Origin of the sequence: Rhodococcus sp. BS-15 (assembly GCF_000813105.1) — a bacterium.
Taxonomy (GTDB): Bacteria; Actinomycetota; Actinomycetes; order Mycobacteriales; family Mycobacteriaceae; genus Rhodococcoides.
Genome location: NZ_BAOX01000016.1, coordinates 1 through 23,735, shown reverse-complemented (window position 1 = coordinate 23,735; position 23,735 = coordinate 1). Strand labels below are relative to the sequence as shown.

Genomic DNA, 23,735 nt, shown 5'->3' with positions numbered 1-23,735 from the left:
CGAGTTCGAGAGGGACCATTCGTGCCCGCTGAGAATGATGCCAAAGCCACCCTCACCTATCCCGGTGGCGAGTACTCCATGTCGATTGCCGAGGCCTCCGAGGGCAACAACGGCATCGAGCTGGGAAAGTTGCTGGCCACCACCGGCTACACGACGTTGGACGGCGGGTTCGTCAACACCGCGTCGACCAAGTCGGCCATCACCTACATCGACGGTGACGCAGGCATCCTGCGCTACCGCGGTTACCCGATCGAACAGCTCGCGGGCAAGTCGTCGTTCATCGAGGTCAGCTACCTGCTGATCTACGGTGAGCTGCCGTCCGAGGATCAGCTCGAGAAGTTCACCGACAAGATCCGTCGGCACACTCTGCTGCACGAGGACCTCAAGCGGTTCTTCGACGGCTTCCCCCGTAACGCGCACCCGATGCCGGTGCTGTCGAGCGCCGTCAACGCGCTGTCTGCGTACTACCAGGATTCGCTCGACCCCAACGACCCGGAGCAGGTCGAACTCTCGACCATCCGCTTGCTGGCCAAGCTGCCGACCATCGCGGCGTACGCCTACAAGAAGTCCGTCGGTCAGCCGTTCCTGTACCCGGACAACTCCAAGAGCCTGGTCGAGAACTTCCTGCGTCTGACGTTCGGCTTCCCGGCCGAGCCGTACGAGGTCGATCCCGAGATCGTCAAGGCACTGGACATGCTGCTCATCCTGCATGCCGACCACGAGCAGAACTGCTCGACGTCGACGGTCCGCCTCGTCGGATCCTCGCAGGCCAACCTGTTCACCTCGATCTCCGGCGGCATCAACGCGCTGTGGGGCCCGCTGCACGGCGGTGCCAACCAGGCCGTGCTCGAGATGCTGGACAAGATCAAGGCCGAGGGCGGCGACGCTTCCGAGTTCCTGCGTCGCGTCAAGAACAAGGAAGACGGCGTCAAGCTCATGGGCTTCGGACACCGTGTGTACAAGAACTTCGACCCGCGCGCGACGCTGGTCAAGGAAACTGCGCACACGATCCTCGGCAAGCTGGGCAACGGCGACGAGCTGCTCGAGATTGCGCTCAAGCTCGAGGAGACCGCGCTCACCGACGATTACTTCGTCGAGCGCAAGCTCTACCCCAACGTCGACTTCTACACCGGTCTGATCTACCGCGCGATGGGCTTCCCGCCGCGCATGTTCACGGTGTTGTTCGCGATGGGTCGCCTCCCGGGCTGGATCGCGCACTGGCGCGAGCAGAACGAGGACACGACCGGCAAGATCGGCCGTCCGCGTCAGATCTACACCGGCTACACCGAGCGCGACTACCAGGACGTCAGCTCGCGCTAGATCTCGCTGTACCCAACGCCGCCGACTCCCATCAGGGTCCGGCGGCGTTGTCGTTTCTTGCGAACTCGAAGTTAGGGACGAGATTCGGTCGAATTCCGTCCATAACTTCGAGTTCGCGGCCCCGTCAGGCGTCGAAGTGCTTGCGGTTCTTCAACACCGGCAGAGTTTTGCGCACGGCGTCGACCAACTCGGTGTGGATGTCGATGGTCAGCATTCCTGGCGTCGTGTCGAGTTGACCGAGAATCTCGCCGGTGGGGGAGCAGACGATGCTGTGCCCGACGCCCAATGGCGCATTACCCACGGCAGCAGCGGGTTCGGCTTGATCGCAGGCTGCGATGAAGGTGGTCGAATCCAGGGCACGGGCGCGAGCGAGCAGGGTCCACTGATCGACTTTGCCGTCCCCCGATCCCCACGATGCCGGAACCACAACGAGTTCCGCGCCGAGGTCGCCGAGTTTCTGGAACAGCGAGGGGAAGCGGATGTCGTAGCAGGTGGCGAAGCGACTCGAACTCCGGCGATGTCGACCACGAGAGGCTCCGAACCCGGTGCGACGGTATCGGATTCGGCGAATCCGAAGGCGTCGAACAGGTGAATCTTGTCGTAGCTCGCGTCGATTCCGGGGCCGGTGACGAGCAGGGTGTTCGTCACCCTGTCTTCTGCAGCGGGCGTGAACATTCCGGCGACGACGGTGATGCCGGCGGCGGACGCGATGTCACGCACCGCGTTCGCCCAGTCGCCGTCGAGGGGCTCGGCGAACTTGCGTATCGGCCCGCCGAAACACCGCATGGTCGCCTCCGGAAACACCACGAGGTCCGAGCCGGCGTGTGCCGCGGCACGGGCATGAGTGTCGATGAGTTCGAGGTTCTCGGCGGGGTGTTCGCCACTGGTGATCTGGGCGAGACTGACGCGGATCGTGTCGCTCATGCACTACATCGTATGCCCCGAGCTGCAGATGGTCCTGACCAGCGGATACGTGTCTTTTTCGGGTGCCAGCGCCCGTCGGCACCCGTCTACGACGTAGAGTCGAAGTGCTCAACGTCCAGACCATATCCATTCAGAGCACAACAGCCGGCGTCGGCGGGCCGGCGCAACCGCAGGAGACTTCAGTGACGAAGCCAGTAATCGAATTTCAGGCCGGACCCCCACCCGTGGACCTGGTGACGGTCGACCTCGTCGAGGGTGACGGCGCAGAAGCAGTGGCTGGAGGAAACGTCGAGGTGCACTACGTCGGCGTCGAGTTCGACTCGGGCGAAGAGTTCGACTCGTCCTGGAACCGTGGCGAATCCATCCAGTTCCCGCTGCGCGGACTCATCCAGGGCTGGCAGGACGGCATTCCCGGAATGAAGGTCGGCGGACGCCGTCAGCTCACCATTCCGCCGGAGCTCGCCTACGGCCCCGCAGGCGCAGGTCACCGCCTGTCCGGCAAGACGCTCGTGTTCGTGATCGATCTGCTCGACGTCAAATAACGGCGTTGCGTACCCGCTCGGCTTCGCGGGTTGCCGAGGCATTGGCAGTTCCCCCTCGGGAACCCGCGAGCTTGGCGTGAATGTGCTCGGCCACGGTGACCGGTTCGTACCGGGCCACGTCGCCGGGCTCGATGCAGGACGGCAGTGGCGCGATCACCGCGTCGAGGTTGCCGTCGTGGAAGAAGGCGGCCGAACGCCTGCGCTGGCTCGTCCCGTCGGTGATCGGCGGACGCACTCGATGCAGCGTCGACATCCAGCGATCGTTGGTCAGTCGGGCCGTCAGATCGCCCAGGTTCACCAGCATCGCTCCCTCGACGGGTTGCACGTCGTGCCACCGTCGGTCCGTGCCGAGAACCTGCAGACCGGGCACACGATCGGCCCACAACACCGTCACCAAGCCGTAGTCGGTGTGCTCGCTCATCCCCGTGAGCTCGGTGTCCGGCACATGCAAGCCGGGTTCGAGCGCGTAGTTGTTCATCCGCAGAGTGTCCAGCGATCGATCGGTGATGTCGGGGAACATGTTCGGTGATACCCCGAGTGCATCGGCGAACACGCTGGTCAGCGTCCGGGCTACGCGTGCTGCCTCGGCGAAATACTCTTCGACGGCGCGCTGGAACCCCTCAGAGTGGGGCCAGATGTTCGGCTCGCCCGTCCCGACGTTGAAGGCCTCGAACCAGTCGTTCATGCCCGTCGCCGATTCGACTCCCAGGCTCAGGCTCAGCGATTCGCTCTTGGGGGCGGTGTACCCGCGATTGCGTTCGGGTGGGCAGATGTAGGCCCGCTTAGCCGCCGAGTCGAGCCCGAAGAACGAATCCATCGCCGACGCGAGTCCGGCCACGGTGTCCTCGGGAACGCCGTGCCCGAGGATCTGCATGAATCCGACTGTGCTGCAGGCGTAATCGACGTCAGCTGCGAGGCTGCGCCGGCCGGTCCCGTCGGCCGCCGAGGTGGAATCACCGAAAACGTACGGCGAGATGTCGATGGTGGGGACGAAGAAATCCGACGACGTGTGCATGGGGTACATGATCGTCGGTTCGGATGGACCCGTAGGTTTCTCCCGCGTAAAGACTGCCGTACTTCAGCTGTCCTGCAGCTCCAGCACCAATCGGGCTCCGCCCAGCGGACTGTCGGTGAACCAGGCCCGCCCGCCGTGCAATTGGGCTTGCTGAGCACCAGTGCCAGGCCGAGCCCGGAGCCGCCCTTGGCTGCTCGGGTGCCGCGCTCGAACCGGCCGAACACCGTCTCGCGTTCGTCGAGGGGAACGCCGGATCCGTTGTCGTCGATCAGGACACGTACCGTCGTACCCTCGCGCTCGGCGGTGATGACGATCGACGTCGCGTTGCCGTGCCGAACGGCGTTGCCGATCACGTTGTCGACGGCCAGTCGAAGGCCGGTCGGCAGTGCGCGCATCGTGATCTCGGAGTCGGCGGCATACTCCACGCGTATGTCGAGTCCCGGATGCAGTCGTTGCGCATCCTGGGCTGCGACGTCGCAGATGTCGATGATGTCGGTCTCGACTCTGTCGCCCTCACTGGACAATTCGCCCGAGGCCAGTCGTTCCAGGGCGGTCAGCGTGGTCTCCACTCGCCCCTGCGTCCGCTCGAGATCTCCCAGAATTTCCTGCTGCTGCGCAGGCTCGAGGTCGAGTGTTCGAAGCACCTCGATGTCGGTGCGCATCGCAGTCAGTGGGGTCCGCAGCTCGTGGGCGGAGACGGCCGCGAAGTCGCGTGCGGTGTCGAGCGCGGCGTTGGTGCGGTCCTGTGCCTCGTTCAGTCTGGTCAGCATGCCGCCGATCGCGACTGCGAGCGCATCGGCTTCGGTGACACCGGTGCGGGTTTCGGGTGCGGTCGGAGGTTGCGCGCTGACCTGCCGGGTCAACGTCACCAACGGTCTGACGGCTCTACCGCCGAAGAGCCAGCCCAGTCCGGTGGACACCGCGATCGCGGCCAGACCGAGCAGGATCACCTGCTTCTGTTGCTCGTCGGTGACCTGTTGCGCTTCGATGGCCGGCACGCCGATGGAAATCGAGATGGACGACACCGCTGTCGATACGGCGGTGTAGACCCGGAAGCGTTGCCCGTCGACGTCCACGGTCTGCGACCCGGTGTCGAGCGCGGGCAGCCGTGTCGGTGTGGACGCGACGACGATGTCGCCGCTGCGGATGGTGACGGCGAACGCGCCGGAGAGCTGATCGAGGAAGGCCTCGAGTGTCGTCGACGTCGGGACCAGCACCTGAGATGCCGTCGTCAACCGCTCGTCGAGCTGATTGACGTTGTTGCGCGAGATGGCGACCGAGGTGACCACCGAGAGCGCGGCGACCACGAGGGTGGCGCCGAGGGTCGTGGCGGCGGCCACTCGGGCGCGCAGCGAGAAGCTCATGCGGCGTCCCGGACGACGAAGCCGACGCCGCGGACCGTGTGCAGGATGCGCGGCGACCCGTCGGCCTCTAGTTTGCGTCGCAGATATCCGACGAACACGTCGACGACGTTGGTGTCGGCGACGAAGTCGTAGCCCCAGACCAGTTCGAGCAGTCGTTCACGCGTGAGAACGACGCCCTTGTTGCGGGCCAGGATGGCCAGCAACTCGAATTCTCGCTTGGTCAGGTCGATGTCGGCTCCGCCGCGGTGGACGCGATAGCCGGGGATGTCGACCACCAGGGTTCCGACGGCGACGGCGGAGTTCGGTGCGCCCGAATCTGCTACCGGCACAACCGGACCGGTGCCGCGTCGACGCAGCATGGCTCGGATCCGTGCGACGAGCTCGGCCAACACGAACGGCTTGGTGAGGTAGTCGTCGGCACCGGATTCGAGTCCGGCGATGCGATCGTCCACCGAACTGCGGGCGCTGAGAACACAGATCGGAATGTCGTTTCCCATGGCACGCAACGCGGTCACCACGCTGGCACCGTCGAGCACCGGCATGTTGATGTCGAGCACGATGGCGTCGGGCACCGACCGCGACACCACGCCGAGCGCCTCCGCGCCGTCCGATGCGGTGATGACGGTGAACCCGGACAGGCGCAGTCCGCGTTGCAGCGACGACAACACGTCTGCGTCGTCGTCGACGACGAGAACGGTGGCGGGGGTGCTCGGCGATTCGGTCACCGGACCAATGCTATGCAACCCAGCTGTCGACGGTGGTGCGGCGTTCCTCGGGCGTCTTGGCGAAGAAGTCCTCGAGGGCACTGCGGCGGCCGGTGTCGGCGTCGAGTGACCAGGCGAGAGCGGGTGCCTTGGCGTAGAGCTGCTCGTAGTACTTCTCGAACGTGCAGGTGCTGTCGATCAGGGAGAGGGCACCGGGGAAGGGGCGGGTGTTCGTCATGATGTTCTCCTTGTCTGTTCGGTATAACCCAAGGTAGAGGTCGTTGTTGCGGCCTTGGTGAGTCGTCGTTGGCGGTTCTCTGAGAATCGAACGGTCAAGGGCGGGGATTGCTCGGAGCGGGGGTGGGTAAGACTGGAAGCATGTCGATCGTCTGGTTTCGCCGTGATCTCCGTCTGGGGGATCTGCCCACAATCACCGCCGCTGCCGAGTCGGGAGATCCGGTGCTCGGGCTCTTCGTGCTCGACGACCGTCTGCTGAAGCCGTCCGGCGGGCCGCGTAAGGACTTCCTGTTCCGCTCGCTCGAAGCTCTCGACGAGCAACTCGGCGGACGGCTGATGGTCGTGCACGGTGACCCCGAGACGGTGGTCCCGAAGGTGGCGAAGGCGATCGGGGCCGAGGACGTACACATCAGTGCCGACTACGGCCCGTACGGGCGCGAGCGAGACAAGCGGGTGGGCGAGAAGGTGACCCTGGTCGAGACCGGGTCACCGTATGCGGTCGCCCCCGGGCGGATCGTCAAGAACGACGGGGAACCGTACAAGGTGTTCACGCCGTACTCACGCCAGTGGATGGAACACGGGTGGCGCGGTCCAGCGGACACCTCGGCCGACTCCGCCGACTGGATCGACCCGGACGAGGTGAAAGGCGTTCGGCGCGTGAAGATTCCCTCCGAGAATGAGGCGTCCGACGCGGCAGCGGGTGAGGCGGCCGCCTCGAAGCAGTGGAAGGAGTTCCTCGACGAGGTTTCTGCGTACGACGACGAACGCAACCGTCCCGACCTCGACTCGACGAGTCGGATGTCGGTACATCTGAAGTACGGCACCATTCACCCGCGAACGATGTTGGCCGACCTGGGAAAGCTCCGCAACGAGGGCGCGGCGTCGTATCGCCGACAGATCTGCTGGCGAGACTTCTACGGCGACATCCTCTTTCAGCGTCCCGACAGTGCGCGTGAGAACTACGTCAAGAAGTTCGATGCGATCGAACTGGACTCGGGCAAGCATGCCGACGAGTTGTTCGACGCCTGGTGCAAGGGGGAGACGGGCTTCCCGATCGTCGATGCCGGTATGCGGCAGCTGAACTCCGAGAAGTGGATGCACAATCGGGTCCGGATGATTGTCGCGTCGTTCCTGGTCAAGGATCTGCATCTGCCGTGGTGGCGGGGCGCGCGATACTTCATGCAGCATCTCGTGGACGGAGATCTGGCCAGCAATCAGCACGGCTGGCAGTGGACCGCGGGAACGGGGACCGACGCGTCGCCGTACTTCCGAGTGTTCAATCCCATCACCCAGGGCGAGAAATTCGATCCCACCGGCGAGTACGTGCGGCGTTGGGTGCCGGAACTACGCGGTGAAGAAGGAAAAGCCGTGCACACGTTGAAGTTCGGCCGGCCCAAGGAGTACCCGGAGCCGATCGTCGACCACAAGCACGAGCGGGAAGTGGCGATCGCGCGGTTCAAGGCCTTGTAAGAGCTCAACGCTCGAACGGAGCCTGCGGAGTGACCCCTATCTTCTGCGGGACAACCCGACTCCCACCAGGCAGATCACTCCGCCGACCACGGCGAGGTAGTGCGGAACCTCGCCCAGCAGCAGCCAGGCCAGAACGATCGTGATCGGTGGGACCGCGTACGTGGTGATCCCGAGCTTGCCCGCGTTCATTCGCGTCAACGCGTAGGCCCAGGTGCTGAAGGCCAGTGCAGTCGGGACGAGACCGAGGTAGATCAATCCGCCTGTGGCACCGGCAGAAGCGGACCCGAGGTCGTCGAGCAGAGCCGGTGCGAACGGCAGCGTGCAGACCACGCCGATGGTGCATGCCATCCACGTGACCTGAAGTCCGGGGATGGTGCGCAGCACGGGCTTCTGGCTGAGCACCCCGATCGCGTAGGTCACCGCGGATACCAGACACAGTGCGATGCCGAGGAAGTCGGCGTCGGTCTTGGTCGTGGACGTGGTGGTCACCGCCGTGACGACGCCTACCATGACCGCTCCGGCGAACGCGATACCTGCGCCGATCACCAGCCCCCTCGGGAAGCCTTCGCCCAGAAGCAGACCCGCGAACAATGCGACCAGAATCGGACCGATCTGAATGATCATCGACGTCGTACCGGCATCGACGCGTTGCTCGGCGGCATTGAGGGCGACGTTGTAGATGCCGAACCAGAACACGCCGATACTGACGATCTGCAGCCACTGCGTGCGGTTGGGCTTGACCCATTGTCTTTTGGCCAGAACTATCGCGCCGAGTGCCACAGATCCGATCAGCAACCGGCCGAGCGCGAGCGGGCCTGCCCCGAAGGATTCGCCGACACCACGGATGGCCACGAATGCCGATGCCCACGAGATCACCGTGATGGTGACGGCTCCGAGCGCAAGCCAATCGACGGCTGGACGTGTGTCGAGATCTGTCATGAGCACGACGCTATCGCGCGCGAACGACCCCTGGCGCGCGGATTTCGGCCATCGTTGCTCGAATTAGCGTCTCGCTACCTGCCGAGCAACTTCTCCAGCGCATCGAGTACCGCCGGATCCTCGATGGTCGACGGCACGCCGTATTCCTCACCGGCGACGATCTGCCGCATCGTCTTCCGTAGGATCTTCCCCGAGCGGGTCTTCGGCAGCGCGCCGACGATCGTCACGTCGCGGAACGTCGCGAGTGCGCCGATCTGATCGCGCACCATGGCCACCAGTTCGGTACGCAGCTGCTCCTCGGTGATGGTCTCCCCGGCCTTGAGCACCACGTAGCCGCTGGGGCGCTGGCCCTTGAGGTCGTCGTGGATCCCGATGACTGCGCATTCGGCAACCGCGGGGTGACCGGCCAGTACCGCCTCCATCGATCCGGTGGAGAGGCGGTGTCCGGCCACGTTGATGACGTCGTCGCTGCGGCCGAGGACGTAGACGTAGCCATCGGCGTCGATGTACCCGGAATCTCCGGTCAGGTAGTAGCCCGGGAAGGTGTCCAGATACGAACGCTGGAAACGTGATTCGTCGTGCCACAGTCCCACCAGGGCCCCCGGTGGCAGTGGCAGCTTCACGACGATGTTGCCCTCGGTGCCGGCCTCGACCGGGTTGCCCGAGGCGTCGAGGATGCCGACCTGGAACCCGGGAACCGGTACCGTCGGCGATCCCGATTTGATCGGAAGTGGTTCGAGGCCGCGAAGATTGGCGCAGATAGCCCAGCCGGTTTCGGTTTGCCACCAGTGATCGACCACGGGGCGGTCCAGTGTTCGCGAAATCCACTCGTAGGTATCGGGATCGAGGCGCTCACCCGCGACGAACAGTGTCTGCAGGGACTTCACGTCGTACTTATCGAGCTCGGCGGCGTGCGGGTCCACCTTGCGGATGGCACGCAATGCCGTCGGCGCGGTGAACAACGCGCGGACGCCGTGATCCTGGATCACCCGCCAGAATGCGCCCGCATCGGGAGTTCCGACGGGCTTGCCCTCGTAGAGAACCGTTGTGGCACCTGCGAACAGCGGTCCGTAGACGATGTACGAGTGCCCGACGACCCAGCCGACATCGGACGCCGTCCACATCACCTGACCGGCACCCACGTCGTAGATGTTGCGCATCGACCACGTCAACGCGACGGCATGACCGCCGTTGTCACGCACCACACCCTTGGGCTTTCCGGTCGTGCCCGAGGTGTAGAGGATGTACAGCGGATCCGTTGCCTGCACCGAAACCGGTTGGGCTGCGGTGGCGTCGGCGATGAGGGTGTCCCAGTCCAGCCAGTCGTGGCTGCCGGGGACGCCGTCGCGGGTTTTCACGATCACTGCGGGTTGTTTCGCTGTCGTCAGCGTCAGAGCCCGCTTCACCAAGGGGAGGTATTCGATGACGCGGCCCGGCTCGAACCCGCCGCTGGCGGTGATCAGCAGGACCGGCTCGGCGTCGTCGATTCTCGCCGCGAGCTCCTTGGCCGCGAAACCGCCGAATACCACCGAGTGCACTGCGCCGAGCCTGGCGCACGCGAGCATGGCGATGACGGCCTCGGGAATCATCGGTAGGTAGATCACCACGCGGTCGCCTGAGGAGACGCCGTTGAAGCTGAGCACCCCGGCGAAACGAGCGACCTGATCGAGCAGTTCGGCGTACGTGTAGCTGCGGGTGACTCCGAGCATCGCCGAGTCGTAGATCAGCGCGGTCCGATCGCCGAGCCCGGCGTCGACGTGTCGGTCGAGTGCGTTGAAACAGGTGTTCAGTCGGGCCCCGGGAAACCACTGCGAGCCGTCGAACGCGGTGGTGGGAGGCGTGTCCCAGTCGACTCCTGCCGCGGCATCGAGCCAGAACTGCTCACGGTTGTCGACACTGTCGTCGAAGGCCTGCAGATACTCGCCACTCATGTCACCGAGCCTAGTTGGGCGCGTGCTGCCGTTTCGGGTTATCGACAACGGGGCGCGTGCGTAGCGTCCGGAGTATTTCGCGGCCGCCGTAGAACGCCGCGCTGGCCGCGAACATGCCAGCCACCAACAGCAGCCATCGCATCGCGTACGGCTCTTGCGTCTGACCCGTGGCGGCCTCGTACGTCTCGCTCCCGTGGGCGAAGATCCCCGGTGCGAAGAGCAGCAGGCTCAGTCCCGCACCGAGCGCAGGGATGCGAACCGCGTTGACGAACCTGCCGAGTCGAGCAACCAGAGTTCTGTCGAGCACGGCGTACAGCGGAAACAGGATCGCATCGTGAACTACGGCCGCGCCGACGAACCAGAGCCCGATGGACTGCCACCACGCGTCGGTGTTCCACAGGGCCGGAAAGCCGATCGTCAGGACCACCGCGCCGGACAGGGCGAGACAGAAGGCCGTGACCGCGAGATGCATCGGGCCTGCGCCGTACCTCGCCCGAAACGTACTCATGCTCCCTCCCCGAAGAATTCGACGGATTCGATCCATTTGGTGGCATGCACTCCGGGTATCGCCGGCATCATGATCCGAGCGGGATAGCCATGATCGAGGGACAGGTCGGCCCCGTTCACCTTCAGTGCGAGAAGCGAATCGGGATGCATCATCTGGTGTCCCCCGAAGGTGACTCGGTTGAACGACCCGACGGGTTCGAGCGAGCGCACCTCACCGGTATCGGCGGTATCGATGCCCACGAGCACTGCCAAATCGCGCAGCGGAACACCGGTCCACGTCTGTACCGTCGACCAGCCTTCGACGCAGGAGATCGGGAGTTCGACGGTATGCAGGTTCATCTGCTCGAGTTGAGCTCGACTGAGTACTACCTCGGTACCGCCGGCCATCACGGTCAGCCGCCACGCATCCGACGTCATCGCCTCGGTGACGCCCGCGGACTGCGCGGTGCGGTTGATCTGGAAGTCGTTGGGTCCGTCGCCGTACGAACGCCCTCGGGGGAGCAGGAGTGCCGCCCCTCGCAGTGGTCCGCCCGTGGTCTGCCCGACGCTGAGGACTGCGACGAACAACGCGCTGCCGCCCACCAGAGTGAGGGCTCCGCGTCTGCTGATCGTCGCCGGAGCGGCATCGGTTGCAGCAAGGCCTGATTCATCGTCGGCGTCGGGCACCGTGTCGGCCACCTTGATGCGCATCAGTTCCAGGAACGGTCGGGTTCGGAGCGCCGTCACCATTGTCGGAAATTTCAGCACCACGTGGGCGACGAAGCCGGCGACGAACACCCAGGCTCCCCAGTAGTGCGCGGTGTAGAAACTGAATCCGAAGATGTAGTCGTACTGAATGTTCAGCACACCGGTGATGATCTCGAAGAGAATGCCGCCGACCAACGCCAGCAACGACAGCCGCTCGAGCAGGTGCGCAACACTGCGTACCGGTGGCATCTCGATCAGCTTTGGAATCACCGACCACAGCTTGGCCAGCACTATCGGCACCATGACGAGCCCGAGTCCCACATGGAGGCCCTGGGTGAGCCGGTAGAGCCAGGCGGGTTCTGTCGGCCAGTCGAACGCCGGTATCCGTAGCCACCCGACGTCGCCCGGCATGGCCTGGCCGAACTAAGGACCGTAGGCGGCCCAGGAAATGAATCCGGTGATCGTCACGATCGGCAGAACGACGAGCAGGACGGATGCGAGGACCGACGTGAACCAGACGCCGCGGATCGGGCTTCGGAACGTGGGAATTCGTTGCATTCTGGTTCCCGTCTCCAACTTTGTACCCAGTAGTACAAACTGTGAGTTCGAGGTTAGCGCACCGGGGGTCCTTCCGCCAGGGTTCGTCCGGCGCCGGTTCTCAGGTTGCGCGCCTACGCAATGTGGCAACTGCTGCGTCCAGCGTGTCGCGCAGCGGTCGCACATCGCCCGCGATGCGGGCGATCAGCATGCCGCCTTGCAGTGAGGCGATCAAGGTGGCGGCCGCGGCGGCCGGATCGGTCGCGACGTCGAGTTCGCCTCGGTCGATCATGCGCCGAAGTCCCTGCTCCAGCGGTTGCTCCCAGCGCCGGAACGCGGCATGAAGGCTGGGAACGAACGCTGCATCGTTCTTCAGTTCTGCAGCAAGTGAGCCGAGGGGACACGAGAACGGCCCACCTGGTTGTTCGTGATTTCGAACGATCTCAGCGGCCCAGGCGTCGATGTCGTCGAGGCTGTCGATATGGGCCAGGCGTGGCTGGGCGGCGAGGACGCGCTCGAGCTGACGTGCGATAACGGCCTCGACCAGGTCCGACTTGTCGGAAAAGTAGTGGTACAGCTGCGACTTCCCGGTCTCGGAGGCAGCGAGGACGTCGTCGAGAGTGGTTCCCGCTACACCGTGGTCGTACATCATCGATGCTGCGGCGTCGACGATCGCAGCTCTGGTTCGCCTGCCCTTGGCCGTTCTCGGCAGCTCCTTGCTCACGGGTCCTCGGCTCCTCGGTCGATGCTGTGAACAGCGAGTTCGGTGAACACTCGGCCGTTCGACTCGATTGTTCGGCGGACTCGAAGGCCCGCAGTCACCGCCAGCGCGTACAGCGCACTCGCGCCGACGCTGGCCCAAGTGAACCATTCGCCCACCGAATCGCCGGTCTCCCATCGAACCATTCGGTTCCGATCGTCCACCTCGGACGTGGGCTCGACTTCCACGATGGCGGTCCCGCTCTCGTGCAGCAGTCTTCGTACGGTCGTCAACAGTGCGGCAGGATCGCCGCCGATGCCGATGTTCCCGTCCGCGAGTAGTACGTGGGACCACTGGCCTGCACCCGGTATCGCAGAGAAGATGTCGCGCTGCATCGCGAGCCCGCCGCGATGGTTGGTCATCTCCACGGCTACCGAGGACGTGTCGACCCCCAGTGCGGGAACGCCGGCTCGGGTGAGCGCTTCGGTCAAACGCCCTGGTCCACAGCCGAGATCGAGGGTGGGGCCGGTGCAGAAGGCAATGGAGGCTTCGTCCGCTCGGATGTCTTCGACCGTCGAATGGGTTCCGCCCATCCAGCGCGCGATCGGCAGTTCGGTGCGGCGGCCGTCGTAGTCGGAGATCCACGAGGGTAGGCCTGCTCGGCCGCGTCGATAGACGTCGTCTGCAATCACCCGGTCGAATGTACCAGCGAGTACAGGGTGCGGCTTGGCATCAATTTTCGATGCATTGCCGTCAAGATTGCGTCAACACCTCTGCCCGACGCCTCCGCGCGACGCAAGACTACTTCTCATGACACTTCTCGACATGCTTCCGTCCCTCGGTGCCGCATACGTTTCGCGGTGCGATCCAGCGCTCTGGCCTGCAGAGACGCACTGCGTCTGCGGCCGCATCACCGTCGACGGCGTCGCGCTGGAGGATCTGGCCGATGCGCAGGGCACTCCGGTGCAGTGGGGCTCGATTCTGGTCACTCGGGTGCGTTCGGTGATCGCGGGCGAGGTGGGCGTCGACGCCGAGTTCGCAGATCTGCTGCAGGCTGTGGTGGTCAATCGGCATTCGGTGGGTGCTGTGGTCAAGGTCGATGTGCACAGCCCAGGGCGCAGTTGCGTGAGTCCGGTCGAGTTGCCGGCCGACCTGCGTGCCGGTGATGTGCTGGCGCTCGTGACCTCGCAGGTGCACGAAAACTCGTAGTGGGGGGTCGAGGTTCCGCTCACGACGTGACTCCCAGCTTTCGGTAGCGGCCGAGTCTGGACCGCGTCCTGCTGGCAGCGTCGACGGTCGACAGCGCGTGTAATTCTCGGACAATGGCATCGGCGATGCGACCGGAAAATGCGGCCGGCTCGTCGGCGGCGTCGGGGAGTTCGGGGACGATCGCGTCGACGATGCCGTCGCGCAGCAGGTCGACCGAGCGGATGCCTTGCGCCTCGGCCATATCCGGCGCGTGAGCGGTGTCCCGGTGCACGATGGCACTGGCACCCTCGGGCGGAAGCGGTGCGAGCCAGGCATTCTGGGCACACAGCACGCGATCGGCTGGCAGCAGTGCGAGCGCTCCTCCGCCGGTGCCCTGGCCGAGCAGCACCGACACCGTCGGGGTATCGATGGTCACCAGGTCGGAGATCGAGCGCGCGATCTCGGGTGCCAGACCGCCCTCCTCGGCTTCTTTGGACAGCGCAGCGCCGAAGGTGTCGATCACCAGCACCAGCGGGATGCGAAGTTCCTCGGCCAGGCGCATGCCGCGTCGTGCCTCTCGCAATGCTGCCGGACCCATGGTGGCGGTGGCGGTGCTGCTGCTTCGGTCGTTGCCGAACAGGACACAGGAGATCCCTCGGATTCGGCACAGCGACAACAGAATCGACGTGTCGGCCTCGCCCTGACCGGTGCCGCTGAGTGGAACGTGCTCGCTGGCAGCGTGTTCGATGAGTTGCCGAATTCCGGGGCGATCCGCGCGACGCGACGACTGCACCGAATGCCACGCCGACTGCTCCGGTATCTCGGTCGACTCATCGACCGTGAGATCGGGCCACACGGTGGCGTCGACTATCACTCGAAGCGCGCGAACCAGCAAGTGGCGCAGTTGATCGACCGGCACCACACCGTCGATCACGCCGTGCTGGTAGAGGTTCTCGGCGGTCTGGACGCCCTCGGGAAATGGCTTGTCGTACAACGCCTGATAGACGCGTGGTCCGAGGAACCCGATGAGGGCTCCGGGTTCGGCGACCGTGACGTGAGCGAGCGATCCCCAGGATGCGAACACGCCGCCGGTGGTCGGATTGCGGAGGTACACCAGGTACGGCAGGTGCGCCGCCTTGTGCGCTGTGACGGCCGAGGCGATCTTGACCATCTGCACGAAGGCCAACGTTCCCTCCTGCATACGCGTGCCGCCGGAGGTGGGGGAGGCGATCAGCGGCAGCTTCTCGGCCGTGGCGCGTTCGATCGCGGAGGTGATGCGCTCGGCCGCGGCAACGCCGATCGATCCGGCGAGAAAGGCGAACTCGCAGGCGATGATCACCACGCGTCGACCCTCGATGGTGCCCTCGCCCGTCAGCACCGACTCGTCGACGCCGCTCTTCTCCCGAGCCTTGGTCAGGTCCCTCAGATAGGACTCCCCAGGATTGACGTCCACCGGCGTGGCGTCCCAGGACACGAACGATCCGCCGTCGAGAACGGAATCGAGAATCTCGGCGGCGGACGTCCGTGGGTTCATGGAAGAACCCTAGCGAGCAAACGCTTCCTTCCACGAGACGGTCTTGCCGATCCGAAGAATGGAACGCTGGTAGATCTTCGCCGCGCCCATGGCCAGGATTGCTGTGGTGATGACCATCAGGACTGCCGAGCCGACGATCTGCACTGGCGAGGTGACCCCGGCCGCGATACGCAGCGGCATCATGATCGCGGAGAACGGAGGAATCCAGCTCAGAGTGTTGGCGAGGGTGCTCTCCGGATCACTGACGGAATAGAAGGCCGCGAAGAACATCGCCATGATCAGGATGAGTAGCGGCATGGTGGTCGAGTTGACGTCCTCCTGCCGCGAGACCATCGAGCCGCCCGCCGCGTAGAGCACCGCGAAGAAGGCAAAGCCCAAGATGAACCAGGCCAACGTGGCAGCGAAGACACTGACGGCGGCACCGGTGACGGTGAGGACGCCTGTGCCCAATCCTGCACCCACACCGGCTATTCCGTACAAGGCAAGCTGCAGGATGCCGACCGCGCCGATACCGAGGATCTTTCCCCAGAGCAACTGCAGGGGGCGGACGGTGGAGAGCAGCAGTTCGACCACGCGAGACGACTTTTCTTCGACGACGCCCATCGCGACGTACATGCCGAAGCCGATGATCTGGGCGTAGAGCAGGAACACTGCGGACAACGCCAGAGCTGTCCTCTGGCCGGCCTCGGGATCCGGCGGATCGATAGCGTCGACGGTGACTCTTGCGGCACTTGTCGCTACCCCGAGCTCGTTCTGATCGACACCCTGTTGCGCCAGTGCGAGATTGGTTGCCTGCGTTGCAACACTGCCTTCGACGACGGCGCGCAACGTGCCGGTCAGGTCGGACTCGGTGACGGCGGTGTAAGCACCGTCGGTTCCGTCCGGAACCAACGCCACGTCGAGATCTCCCGATTCGACGCCGCTGCGTGCGGCCGCCGCGTCGGCGATCTCGCGCACCTCGACCGGAGACCCGACGGCGTCGCCGGTCGCTTCCACGACGGCCGCTATGGACTGGTCTCCGGCGATGCCGACGACGTCACGCTCTTCGTCACCGCTGCCGGAGAAGATCGAGAACGCGATGATGCCGCCGACGATGACGGCCAGGATGATCACGTTGCTGATGACGAAGCTCTTCTTCATCACCTGAACGGTGAACTCGCGCTTGGCTATCAAGGACACTGCGCTGAAGGAGTTCAGTTGGGAGCTCATGCCACTACCGCCTCTCGGAACAGGTCGCTCAGGGAAGGTTTCTGGATGGAGAATTCGTGTACCGGACCGGTTGCCAGTGCGGCCCGCAGGATCTCCTGATCGTCGGCCCCGGGTGCCAAGCCCAGGACGGTGACGCCGTCACTGTGGCCGAGCGTGCTCACCCCCGGCGATGCCCGACGCCCATCCGGGGGCAGCGTTCGGTGCATGGACGCGTAGTTGCGCATCTCCCGAACCGCGTAGCTCGTCGACCGTCCCGACGGCCTTCATCGAGCCGGCGGCGATGATGCCGACGCGGTCGCACAGGCGTTGCACCAGATCGAGCTGGTGGCTCGAGAACACCACCGGCACTCCGGCAGCGGCCTTTTCGCGCAGTACCTCGCTCATCACGTCGACGGCAATCGGGTCGAGTCCGGAGAACGGCTCGTCCAGAACCAGAACTGCGGGGTCGTGCACCAGCGCGGCCGCCAACTGCACGCGCTGCTGGTTGCCCAGGCTCAGTGCGTCGACGGTGTCGTTGACGCGCTGATCGATACCGAGACGTTCGGTCCAGCGGATCACGGCTGCCTTCGCGTCCTTGGACGACAGGCCGTGCAGCTCGGCCATGTACGCAAGTTGCGGACCGACTTTCATCTTGGGGTAGAGGCCGCGCTCCTCGGGCATGTAGCCGATGGTGCGACGGACGTCGAGGTCGACGGGCTTGCCGCCCAACAGAACCTGGCCGGAATCTGCCGACAGGACTCCCAGCGCGATGCGCATCGTGGTGGTCTTGCCCGCGCCGTTGCTGCCGACGAAGCCGAACAGCTCGCCCGGGCGGACGTCGAAGCTGAGGTTGTCGAGGGCGATCTTGTCGCCGTACCTCTTGGAGACGGAGTCGATCGTGAGGGTGCTCATGGTGCCCTTTCGGTCTCTGTTTCGGGATCGAAATCTTCGGTGTCTTCGAGTTCGGGGTCGGGAGTGATCCAGGCGAGAATGACTGCGGGTGCGCACCCGCCGGCCAGCAGCGCAGCGAGAGTCCACAAACCTCCGGCGTAAGCGAGGTTCTCGTTGTCGTACGCTCCCGACAGCACGATCAGGACCAGGATTGCCACCATCACCAGCGCCTGGCTGACCGTGAGGCCGATCGAGCGTGCTTCGTTGCGCTGCTGCACTTCCCATTCGTCGAGTGCGCCCACCGGTGCATCGCTGTGGCGACGGGACACTGTTTGCAGCATCGTCCACGTGACGAGAAACAGCACGGTGGCCGGGATCCATGCGATCGGTGCCCACCTGGAGAACAGTGACCAAACCGCAATCACCAACAGGGTGAGCAAGGACGCCATCAGCAAGACTGCGAGTATGCGTCGACGTTTCTGCGTGCGCCAATTCGGAAGCCAGTGACGGGTTTTCGCGTCGTTCTCCATGAAGCGCCGCGTGCGATGCGCCTGGTAGCGGGTGAGGATGTCGGAGCTGGGCGTGTTCATCGATCCTTCTCCCTTCGGAAGAGTTCGGCCGAGAGTGGTCCGAGTTCGGTGCGCGAGAACACTGCTTCGATCGGCAGATCGAAGACGTCGCAGATGCGCATCGCGAGGTCGAGGCTCGGGTAGTGGTCGCCTCGTTCGAGGGCGCCCACTGTCTGGGGATTCACTTCGACGAGTTCGGCCAGTTGCGCGCGGCTCATCTTTCGTTCTGCCCGCAGAACACCCACCCTGTTGAAGATCGGGAGCGCGGTACCGCGCTTGACTGGGCTCATGACAATGAAGTGTTGTATAAACCCAACGATCTGTCAACGGGTAATAACGGATTGCTTGAGCCGGCTACGTTTCCTGTTGCTCCCGGGCGTCGGCGACGATGGCGCGCATGGTCGTCAGAAACTCGTCGATCGTCGCCCGCTGCTCGGGTGTGAAGCGTGCGAGTTCGTCGACGGCCCGACCGATGACGGGGCCGAAGAAGCTCGTGCCGAGTTCGGCTGCATGTGCGGTGACACGTAGCAGGACTCTCCGGCGATCGGCTGGGTCGGATTCACGTGATACCAACTTGCGCTTGGCTATTCGATCGACCAGGGCGGTGACCGACGCGGATTCCAGGCCCAGCTGTCCGCCGAGCCAGCCGGGTGTGGCGCGCGTCCCGGCTCGGTCCGCATCCAGTAGGCAGATCAGCGCGCGGATGTCTGTCGGGTGAAGTGAGTGCTTCTGGGCGAAGTCTGCGCCGAGGAGATCGAGCTCGACGGTCAGTGCTCGCAGCTGATGCACGGCGGCGACAGGTTCGGTCATGTGCTGATCCCTCGGGAGATGCTGGACGAGAAGTCTCTCCATTGTCTATTATCTCGACCATCGAGAGAATAGAGGGTTGCAGTGACGCTGGAAAAATTCTTCTCCGCCTACGACCGAGTGCTGCAGCAGTGGCCGGCTGATACCCAGGCCATCGACGTGAATACGGTGCACGGCACCACACGAATCAACGCCTGCGGACCCGTCGACGGCCCGGCTCTGGTCCTGTTGCCCGGGGCCGGTGCGACGTCGACCGTGTGGTTCGCCAACGTTGCGGCGCTCTCGCAGCGATATCGGGTGTACGCGGTCGACCTCATGGGCGACGTCGGGCGCAGCGTTCCAGGCAAACAGTCCATCGACTCGGTGGACGAGCTGCTGAATTGGTTGACGGCGGTGCTGGATGAGCTCGATCAGCCCACCGCGGCGCTCTGCGGACATTCCTACGGCGCAATGATCGCTCTGGCCTACGCCCTGCGCAACGAAAGCCGCGTCGACGCGCTCACCTTGCTCGATCCCAACGCCTGCTTCGGCTCCATGAGTCCGCGGTACCTGCTGCATGCCCTGCCGATCCTGCTCGCTCCCAACGCGAAACGGCAGCGGCGCTTCGTAGCGTGGGAGACCGATGGCCTGGCTTTGGATTCCGACTGGCTCGACGTGCTCGCGCTCGGTGCCGCACATTTCCCGACGGCGAAGACCATCGTTCCGAAGCGGCCGAAGCCTGCTGCGTTCGAGAACTTCGATGTGCACACCACCGTGGTCCTGGCCGGGAAGGGGAAGGTGCACAACGCCGCTGGCATCGAAGCGGCTGTGCATGCCGTTCTGCCGAGTGCGAGGACGGTGATACTCGAGAACGCCACGCACCACGGGCTGCCGATGAATCCCGCCGCCGAGGTGAACGAAATTCTGCTTAGTTGAGATGAATCGGGTGCAGCTGACCGCGCTGACCGCGGTCAGCTGCACCCGATTTCGACCCCGCGACTACAGTTCCGACAGCTGTCCGTCGGCCATGGTCCAGTGGCGAGTGCTGCGGACCGTGTCGAGCATTCTGCGGTCGTGGGTCACCAGCAGCAGTGTGCCCTCGAAGTTCTCCATCGCGCGTTCGAGTTGTTCGATGGCAGGTAGGTCGAGGTGGTTGGTCGGCTCGTCGAGCACCAGCAGATTGACTCCGCGGGCCTGCAGCAGTGCGAGTGCCGCTCGGGTTCGTTCACCGGGCGAGAGGGAGGATGCAGGCCGCAGTGCATCGTCGCCGCGTAGACCGAACTTGGCCAGCAGGGTGCGGACTTCGGCGTCCGGCCACTCAGGGACTGCGGCACTGAGGCGTCGGACACTGTGCCCTCGCCGACGAAATATGCTCGCGCCTGGTCGATTTCACCGACGGCGACTCCGGAACCGAGAGAGGCCGTGCCCTCGTCCGGGCTGAGCCTGCCCAGCAGAACCGACAGCAACGTCGTCTTGCCGGAGCCGTTTGGCCCCGTGATCAGAATTCGATCGCCCCAGTCGATCTGCGTCGTCACCGGGCCGAACGTGAACCCGGATCGCCGTACGAGAGCACCGTCCAACACCGAGACGACGGTGCCGCTACGGGGAGCCGCGGCGATCTCCATCCGCAGTTCCCACTCCTTGCGGGGCTCTTCCACCACCTCGAGGCGCTCGATGCGGCGCTGTGTCTGACGGGCTTTCGCGGCCTGCTTCTCGGTCGATTCGGCGCGCGTCTTGCGGGCGATCTTGTCGTTGTCGGTGGCCTTGCGTCGCGCATTACGTACCCCCGACTCCATCCAGTTCCGCTGCATCTGCGCCCGAGACTCCAACGCGGACTTGGTGTCTGCGAACTCGTCGTACTTCTCCCTGGCATGCTGGCGCGCGATTTCCCGCTCCGCCAGATACGACTGATAGCTGCCGTCGTACACATCGATGCGCCGCTGCGCCCGATCGAGCTCGACGACACCCGTCACCGTTCGCGCCAGAAACTCTCGATCGTGACTGACGACGACGATGGCGGCCCGTGTGGCGACGACGAACTGCTCGAGCTGTTCGAGGCCTGCCAGGTCGAGATCGTTGGTGGGCTCGTCGAGCAGCAGGATGTCGTAGCGAGCGAGCAGAATCGCGGCGAGCCCGGCTCGGGCCGCCTGCCCGCCCGACAGGTCCGTCATCAGTGCAGATCCGTCCACCTCGAGACCGAGGTCCGCCAGCACCTTCGCCGTTCGCTCCGCCAGATCCGCGCCGCCGAGCGCCAGCCATCGCTCCAGTGCCGGGGTGTACAGGTCCTCGTCACTCGAACCGAGAGCCTCGGCGGCGGCGTTCATCGCAGATTCTGCCGCCGTGACCCCGGTGCGTCGACCGAGGAAGTCCAGCACGGTCTCCCCGACGATGCGCTCGGGCTCCTGAGCCAGATAGCCGACGGTCGCGTCGGGCGGGCTGGTGTAGATCTCACCTTCGTGATCGGCCGTTCCGACCCCCGCGAGCAGCGTCAACAAGGTCGATTTGCCCGCACCGTTGGCCCCGACCAGCCCGATCACATCACCCTCGGCCACCGTCAGATCGAGGCCGGAGAACAGGGTTCGATCGCCGTGAAAAGCGGCGAGATCATCGATACGAAGCGTGGCAGTCACCGAACAAGTATCTCTGGCGGGATGGGAACAGATTCACCGTGCCGCCCGTTGCCATTCGTATGACGTATTCAGCCGAGACCAGTACTGTCCCGACCATCGTGCTCAACGACGGCACGTCCATTCCCCAGCTGGGGTTCGGTGTGTGGCAGGTGCCCGACGACGGTGCCCAGGCCGCAGTGACCGAGGCATTGAAGGTCGGCTACCGCAGCATCGACACCGCCAAGGTGTACGAGAACGAAACCGGCACCGGCCGGGCCATCGCAGAATCTGGCATCGCCCGTGACGAGCTGTTCGTGACCACCAAGCTGTGGAACGACGACCAGGGCTACGACTCCACCTTGAAGGCATTCGACGCCAGCATGGATCGCCTCGGACTCGAGTACCTCGACCTGTACCTCATTCACTGGCAGCAGCTCGACCGCGACAAGTACATCGACACCTTCAAGGCGTTTCAGAAGCTCGAGGCAGACGGCCGCATCGGTTCCATCGGTGTCTCCAACTTCACCATCCCCACCTTGGAGAAGCTGATCGACGCCGTCGGCGAGACGCCGTCGGTCAACCAGATCGAGCTGCATCCGCGGCTGATCCAGGAAGAGCTGCGCGCATTCCACACCTCGAAGGGCATCGCCACCGAGGCCTGGAGCCCACTGGGATCGGGCACCATCCTCGACGAGCCGGTGTTCGCGAAGATCGCCGACGCACACGGTGTCACCCCGGCCCAGGTCATCCTGCGCTGGCACATCCAGCTCGGCAACGTGGTGATCCCCAAGTCGGTGACCCCGAAGCGCATCGCCAGCAACTTCGACGTGTTCGGCTTCGAGCTCAGCAACGACGAAATTCAGCAGATCAACGCGCTGGACTCCGCAGACGGCCGCACCGGCCCGGACCCGGACAAGTTCAGCAGCTGATGTGAGCGGAACTTCGTAGCGGGCTACGAAGTGTTTCCTGGTCGTTCCGCAGGCTGCACTCCTATCCCACGCACATCGGGGGCCTAGTCTGTACCCATGTCCGATTCGCTCGACGGCAAGACCGTTGCCCTCACCGCCGAGCGGCGTGCAGACGAATTGGCCACCATGCTCGAACGCCGCGGCGCGAACATCGTTCACGCCGCGGCGATTCACGTTCTGCCCCTGATCGACGATTCCGAGTTGAGGTCGGCCACCGAGGGCATCGTCGAACGACCGCCGCAGATCGTGGTGATCAGCACCGGTATCGGTTTTCGGGGCTGGCTCGACGCGGCCGCCGACTGGGGTATTCGTGATGATCTCGTTGCCGCCCTTGCGCATTCGCGAATCATCGCCCGAGGGCCCAAGGCACGCGGTGCCATTCGCGGTGCGGGGCTGCGGGACGAGTGGTCGCCGGCCACCGAGGCCTCCCAGGAAGTCTCCGATCATCTCGAGGCCGAAGGTGTTGCCGGGGTGGACATCGCGGTTCAGCTGCACGGGGTGATCACCGAGTGGGAACCGACGATCCATCTCAACGACGCACTGAGCGAACTCGGGGCACACGTGCGGCCGGTTCCGGTGTATCGGTGGATCCGCCCGGTGGATCAGGCTCCGCTGATCGACCTGTTGGGGCAGATCATCGACCGTCGCGTGGATGCAGTCACGTTCACCAGCGCCCCCGCGGTGGCATCTCTGCTGTCGACCGCGAAGGACAACGGCCTGCTCGACGCTTTCCTCGACGCACTTCGGGGCCCTGTCGCCGCGATCTGCGTCGGGCCGGTGACGTCGGCGCCGTTGGATGCGTTGGGTGTTCCGACCTCCATGCCGAGCCGGGCGCGACTGGGTGCGCTGGCGAAGTTCGTGGCCGAGCAGCTCGGTTAACCCAGAGTCTCCAGCAGTTCCGTCACCGCGGCTCGCCCGGCTCGGTTCGCCCCGATCGTGCTGGCAGACGGCCCGTAGCCCAGCAGGTGCACGCGATGGTTCGCGGCCACCCGGGTGGTGAGCCGGCCATCCATGACGATTCCGCCGCCGTGCCCGCGCAGGCGCAGCGGCGCGAGGTGGTCGAGGGCGCTGCGAAAACCGGTGGCCCACAGGATCACATCGGCATGCTGACTCGACCCGTCCTCC

Annotated in this window: 20 protein-coding genes and 6 pseudogenes; 7 read left to right on the top strand and 19 right to left on the bottom strand. The window is 64.8% G+C overall.

Annotation, left to right across the window (positions count from 1 at the left end):
• The first annotated feature begins 21 nt into the window (after window positions 1-21).
• Window positions 22-1,320 (top strand): citrate synthase, encoded by a 1,299-nt coding sequence (locus RHBS_RS03940; RefSeq protein WP_037191728.1) that lies wholly within the window; start codon window positions 22-24, stop codon window positions 1,318-1,320.
• 124 nt (window positions 1,321-1,444) lie between these two features.
• Here the strand turns inward: RHBS_RS03940 and RHBS_RS03935 are convergent.
• Window positions 1,445-2,244: pseudogene (locus tag RHBS_RS03935) on the bottom strand (carbon-nitrogen hydrolase family protein).
• Between the two features lie 182 nt (window positions 2,245-2,426).
• Here RHBS_RS03935 and RHBS_RS03930 point away from each other — a divergent pair.
• On the top strand, window positions 2,427-2,786 hold the full coding sequence (locus tag RHBS_RS03930; protein WP_094612261.1) for an FKBP-type peptidyl-prolyl cis-trans isomerase: 360 nt from the start codon (window positions 2,427-2,429) through the stop codon (window positions 2,784-2,786).
• Here RHBS_RS03930 and RHBS_RS03925 read toward each other — a convergent pair.
• The 4 genes and pseudogenes from RHBS_RS03925 to RHBS_RS03910 all read right to left on the bottom strand — a co-directional run bounded on the left by RHBS_RS03925 (window position 2,779) and on the right by RHBS_RS03910 (window position 6,107).
• Complete coding sequence (locus RHBS_RS03925) at window positions 2,779-3,801, bottom strand: isopenicillin N synthase family oxygenase (protein WP_121870736.1); 1,023 nt, start codon at window positions 3,799-3,801, stop codon at window positions 2,779-2,781. The two genes, RHBS_RS03930 and RHBS_RS03925, sit on opposite strands and share 8 nt — an antisense overlap.
• Before the next feature lie 63 nt (window positions 3,802-3,864).
• Window positions 3,865-5,165 (bottom strand): annotated as a pseudogene (locus RHBS_RS03920) (sensor histidine kinase).
• The gene (locus RHBS_RS03915; RefSeq protein ID WP_121870735.1) at window positions 5,162-5,890 is read right to left on the bottom strand and encodes a response regulator transcription factor; all 729 of its coding nucleotides are present in this window, start codon (window positions 5,888-5,890) and stop codon (window positions 5,162-5,164) included. Before RHBS_RS03915 ends, RHBS_RS03920 begins: the two are co-directional and overlap by 4 nt.
• A gap of 10 nt (window positions 5,891-5,900) precedes the next feature.
• Window positions 5,901-6,107 carry a hypothetical protein gene (locus RHBS_RS03910; RefSeq protein ID WP_032395828.1) on the bottom strand — a complete coding sequence of 69 codons (207 nt, stop codon included), beginning with the start codon at window positions 6,105-6,107 and terminating at the stop codon, window positions 5,901-5,903.
• 140 nt (window positions 6,108-6,247) lie between these two features.
• Here RHBS_RS03910 and RHBS_RS03905 point away from each other — a divergent pair, with 140 nt between their 5' ends.
• Window positions 6,248-7,576, top strand: a complete 1,329-nt coding sequence (locus tag RHBS_RS03905; RefSeq protein WP_121872643.1) for a deoxyribodipyrimidine photo-lyase — start codon at window positions 6,248-6,250, stop codon at window positions 7,574-7,576.
• Between the two features lie 36 nt (window positions 7,577-7,612).
• On the opposite strand, the gene RHBS_RS03900 is transcribed toward RHBS_RS03905, so the two are convergent.
• From RHBS_RS03900 to RHBS_RS03875, 6 genes and pseudogenes are all read right to left on the bottom strand, one after another.
• Window positions 7,613-8,515 (bottom strand): DMT family transporter, encoded by a 903-nt coding sequence (locus RHBS_RS03900; protein ID WP_121872642.1) that lies wholly within the window; start codon window positions 8,513-8,515, stop codon window positions 7,613-7,615.
• 74 nt (window positions 8,516-8,589) lie between these two features.
• A complete protein-coding gene (locus tag RHBS_RS03895) occupies window positions 8,590-10,446 on the bottom strand; it encodes a propionyl-CoA synthetase (protein ID WP_121870734.1) in 1,857 nt (618 codons plus the stop codon).
• A gap of 10 nt (window positions 10,447-10,456) precedes the next feature.
• Entirely contained in the window at window positions 10,457-10,954 is a 498-nt protein-coding gene (locus RHBS_RS03890) for a hypothetical protein (RefSeq protein ID WP_121870733.1), read from the bottom strand.
• A pseudogene (locus RHBS_RS03885) lies at window positions 10,951-12,198 on the bottom strand (molybdopterin-dependent oxidoreductase). The gene RHBS_RS03890 and the pseudogene RHBS_RS03885 overlap by 4 nt, the downstream one beginning before the upstream one ends.
• A 100-nt stretch (window positions 12,199-12,298) precedes the next feature.
• The gene (locus RHBS_RS03880; protein ID WP_183130478.1) at window positions 12,299-12,901 is read right to left on the bottom strand and encodes a TetR/AcrR family transcriptional regulator; all 603 of its coding nucleotides are present in this window, start codon (window positions 12,899-12,901) and stop codon (window positions 12,299-12,301) included.
• Window positions 12,898-13,569 carry a methyltransferase domain-containing protein gene (locus RHBS_RS03875; RefSeq protein ID WP_237668989.1) on the bottom strand — a complete coding sequence of 224 codons (672 nt, stop codon included), beginning with the start codon at window positions 13,567-13,569 and terminating at the stop codon, window positions 12,898-12,900. Before RHBS_RS03875 ends, RHBS_RS03880 begins: the two co-directional genes overlap by 4 nt.
• Window positions 13,570-13,687: 118 nt before the next feature.
• On the opposite strand from RHBS_RS03875, the gene RHBS_RS03870 reads away from it, so the two are divergent.
• Window positions 13,688-14,086 (top strand): hypothetical protein, encoded by a 399-nt coding sequence (locus tag RHBS_RS03870; RefSeq protein ID WP_121870731.1) that lies wholly within the window; start codon window positions 13,688-13,690, stop codon window positions 14,084-14,086.
• 19 nt (window positions 14,087-14,105) lie between these two features.
• On the opposite strand, the gene RHBS_RS03865 is transcribed toward RHBS_RS03870, so the two are convergent.
• The 6 genes and pseudogenes from RHBS_RS03865 to RHBS_RS03840 form a co-directional block, all read right to left on the bottom strand.
• Window positions 14,106-15,599: a carboxyl transferase domain-containing protein gene (locus tag RHBS_RS03865; protein WP_121870730.1), complete on the bottom strand. Its 1,494-nt coding sequence runs from the start codon at window positions 15,597-15,599 to the stop codon at window positions 14,106-14,108.
• 9 nt (window positions 15,600-15,608) lie between these two features.
• On the bottom strand, window positions 15,609-16,808 hold the full coding sequence (locus RHBS_RS03860) for an ABC transporter permease (RefSeq protein ID WP_121870729.1): 1,200 nt from the start codon (window positions 16,806-16,808) through the stop codon (window positions 15,609-15,611).
• Window positions 16,805-17,699, bottom strand: a pseudogene (locus tag RHBS_RS03855) (ABC transporter ATP-binding protein). Before RHBS_RS03855 ends, RHBS_RS03860 begins: the two are co-directional and overlap by 4 nt.
• Window positions 17,696-18,268, bottom strand: coding sequence for a hypothetical protein (locus RHBS_RS03850; protein ID WP_121870727.1), 573 nt, complete (start codon window positions 18,266-18,268; stop codon window positions 17,696-17,698). The pseudogene RHBS_RS03855 and the gene RHBS_RS03850 overlap by 4 nt, the downstream one beginning before the upstream one ends.
• A complete protein-coding gene (locus RHBS_RS03845) occupies window positions 18,265-18,537 on the bottom strand; it encodes a helix-turn-helix transcriptional regulator (protein ID WP_032372936.1) in 273 nt (90 codons plus the stop codon). Before RHBS_RS03845 ends, RHBS_RS03850 begins: the two co-directional genes overlap by 4 nt.
• 64 nt (window positions 18,538-18,601) lie before the next feature.
• Complete coding sequence (locus RHBS_RS03840) at window positions 18,602-19,057, bottom strand: MarR family winged helix-turn-helix transcriptional regulator (protein ID WP_121872639.1); 456 nt, start codon at window positions 19,055-19,057, stop codon at window positions 18,602-18,604.
• Between the two features lie 81 nt (window positions 19,058-19,138).
• On the opposite strand from RHBS_RS03840, the gene RHBS_RS03835 reads away from it, so the two are divergent.
• Window positions 19,139-19,969 carry an alpha/beta fold hydrolase gene (locus RHBS_RS03835; protein WP_121870726.1) on the top strand — a complete coding sequence of 277 codons (831 nt, stop codon included), beginning with the start codon at window positions 19,139-19,141 and terminating at the stop codon, window positions 19,967-19,969.
• Window positions 19,970-20,032: 63 nt separating this feature from the next.
• Here RHBS_RS03835 and RHBS_RS03830 read toward each other — a convergent pair.
• Window positions 20,033-21,663, bottom strand: a pseudogene (locus RHBS_RS03830) (ABC-F family ATP-binding cassette domain-containing protein).
• A 59-nt stretch (window positions 21,664-21,722) separates the two neighbouring features.
• Here RHBS_RS03830 and RHBS_RS03825 point away from each other — a divergent pair.
• Window positions 21,723-22,571 carry an aldo/keto reductase gene (locus tag RHBS_RS03825; RefSeq protein WP_128644872.1) on the top strand — a complete coding sequence of 283 codons (849 nt, stop codon included), beginning with the start codon at window positions 21,723-21,725 and terminating at the stop codon, window positions 22,569-22,571.
• Window positions 22,572-22,667: 96 nt separating this feature from the next.
• Window positions 22,668-23,489: a uroporphyrinogen-III synthase gene (locus RHBS_RS03820; protein WP_128644871.1), complete on the top strand. Its 822-nt coding sequence runs from the start codon at window positions 22,668-22,670 to the stop codon at window positions 23,487-23,489.
• Here RHBS_RS03820 and RHBS_RS03815 read toward each other — a convergent pair.
• Window positions 23,486-23,735: pseudogene (locus tag RHBS_RS03815) on the bottom strand (pyridine nucleotide-disulfide oxidoreductase); the annotation flags it as partial. The gene RHBS_RS03820 and the pseudogene RHBS_RS03815 overlap by 4 nt on opposite strands.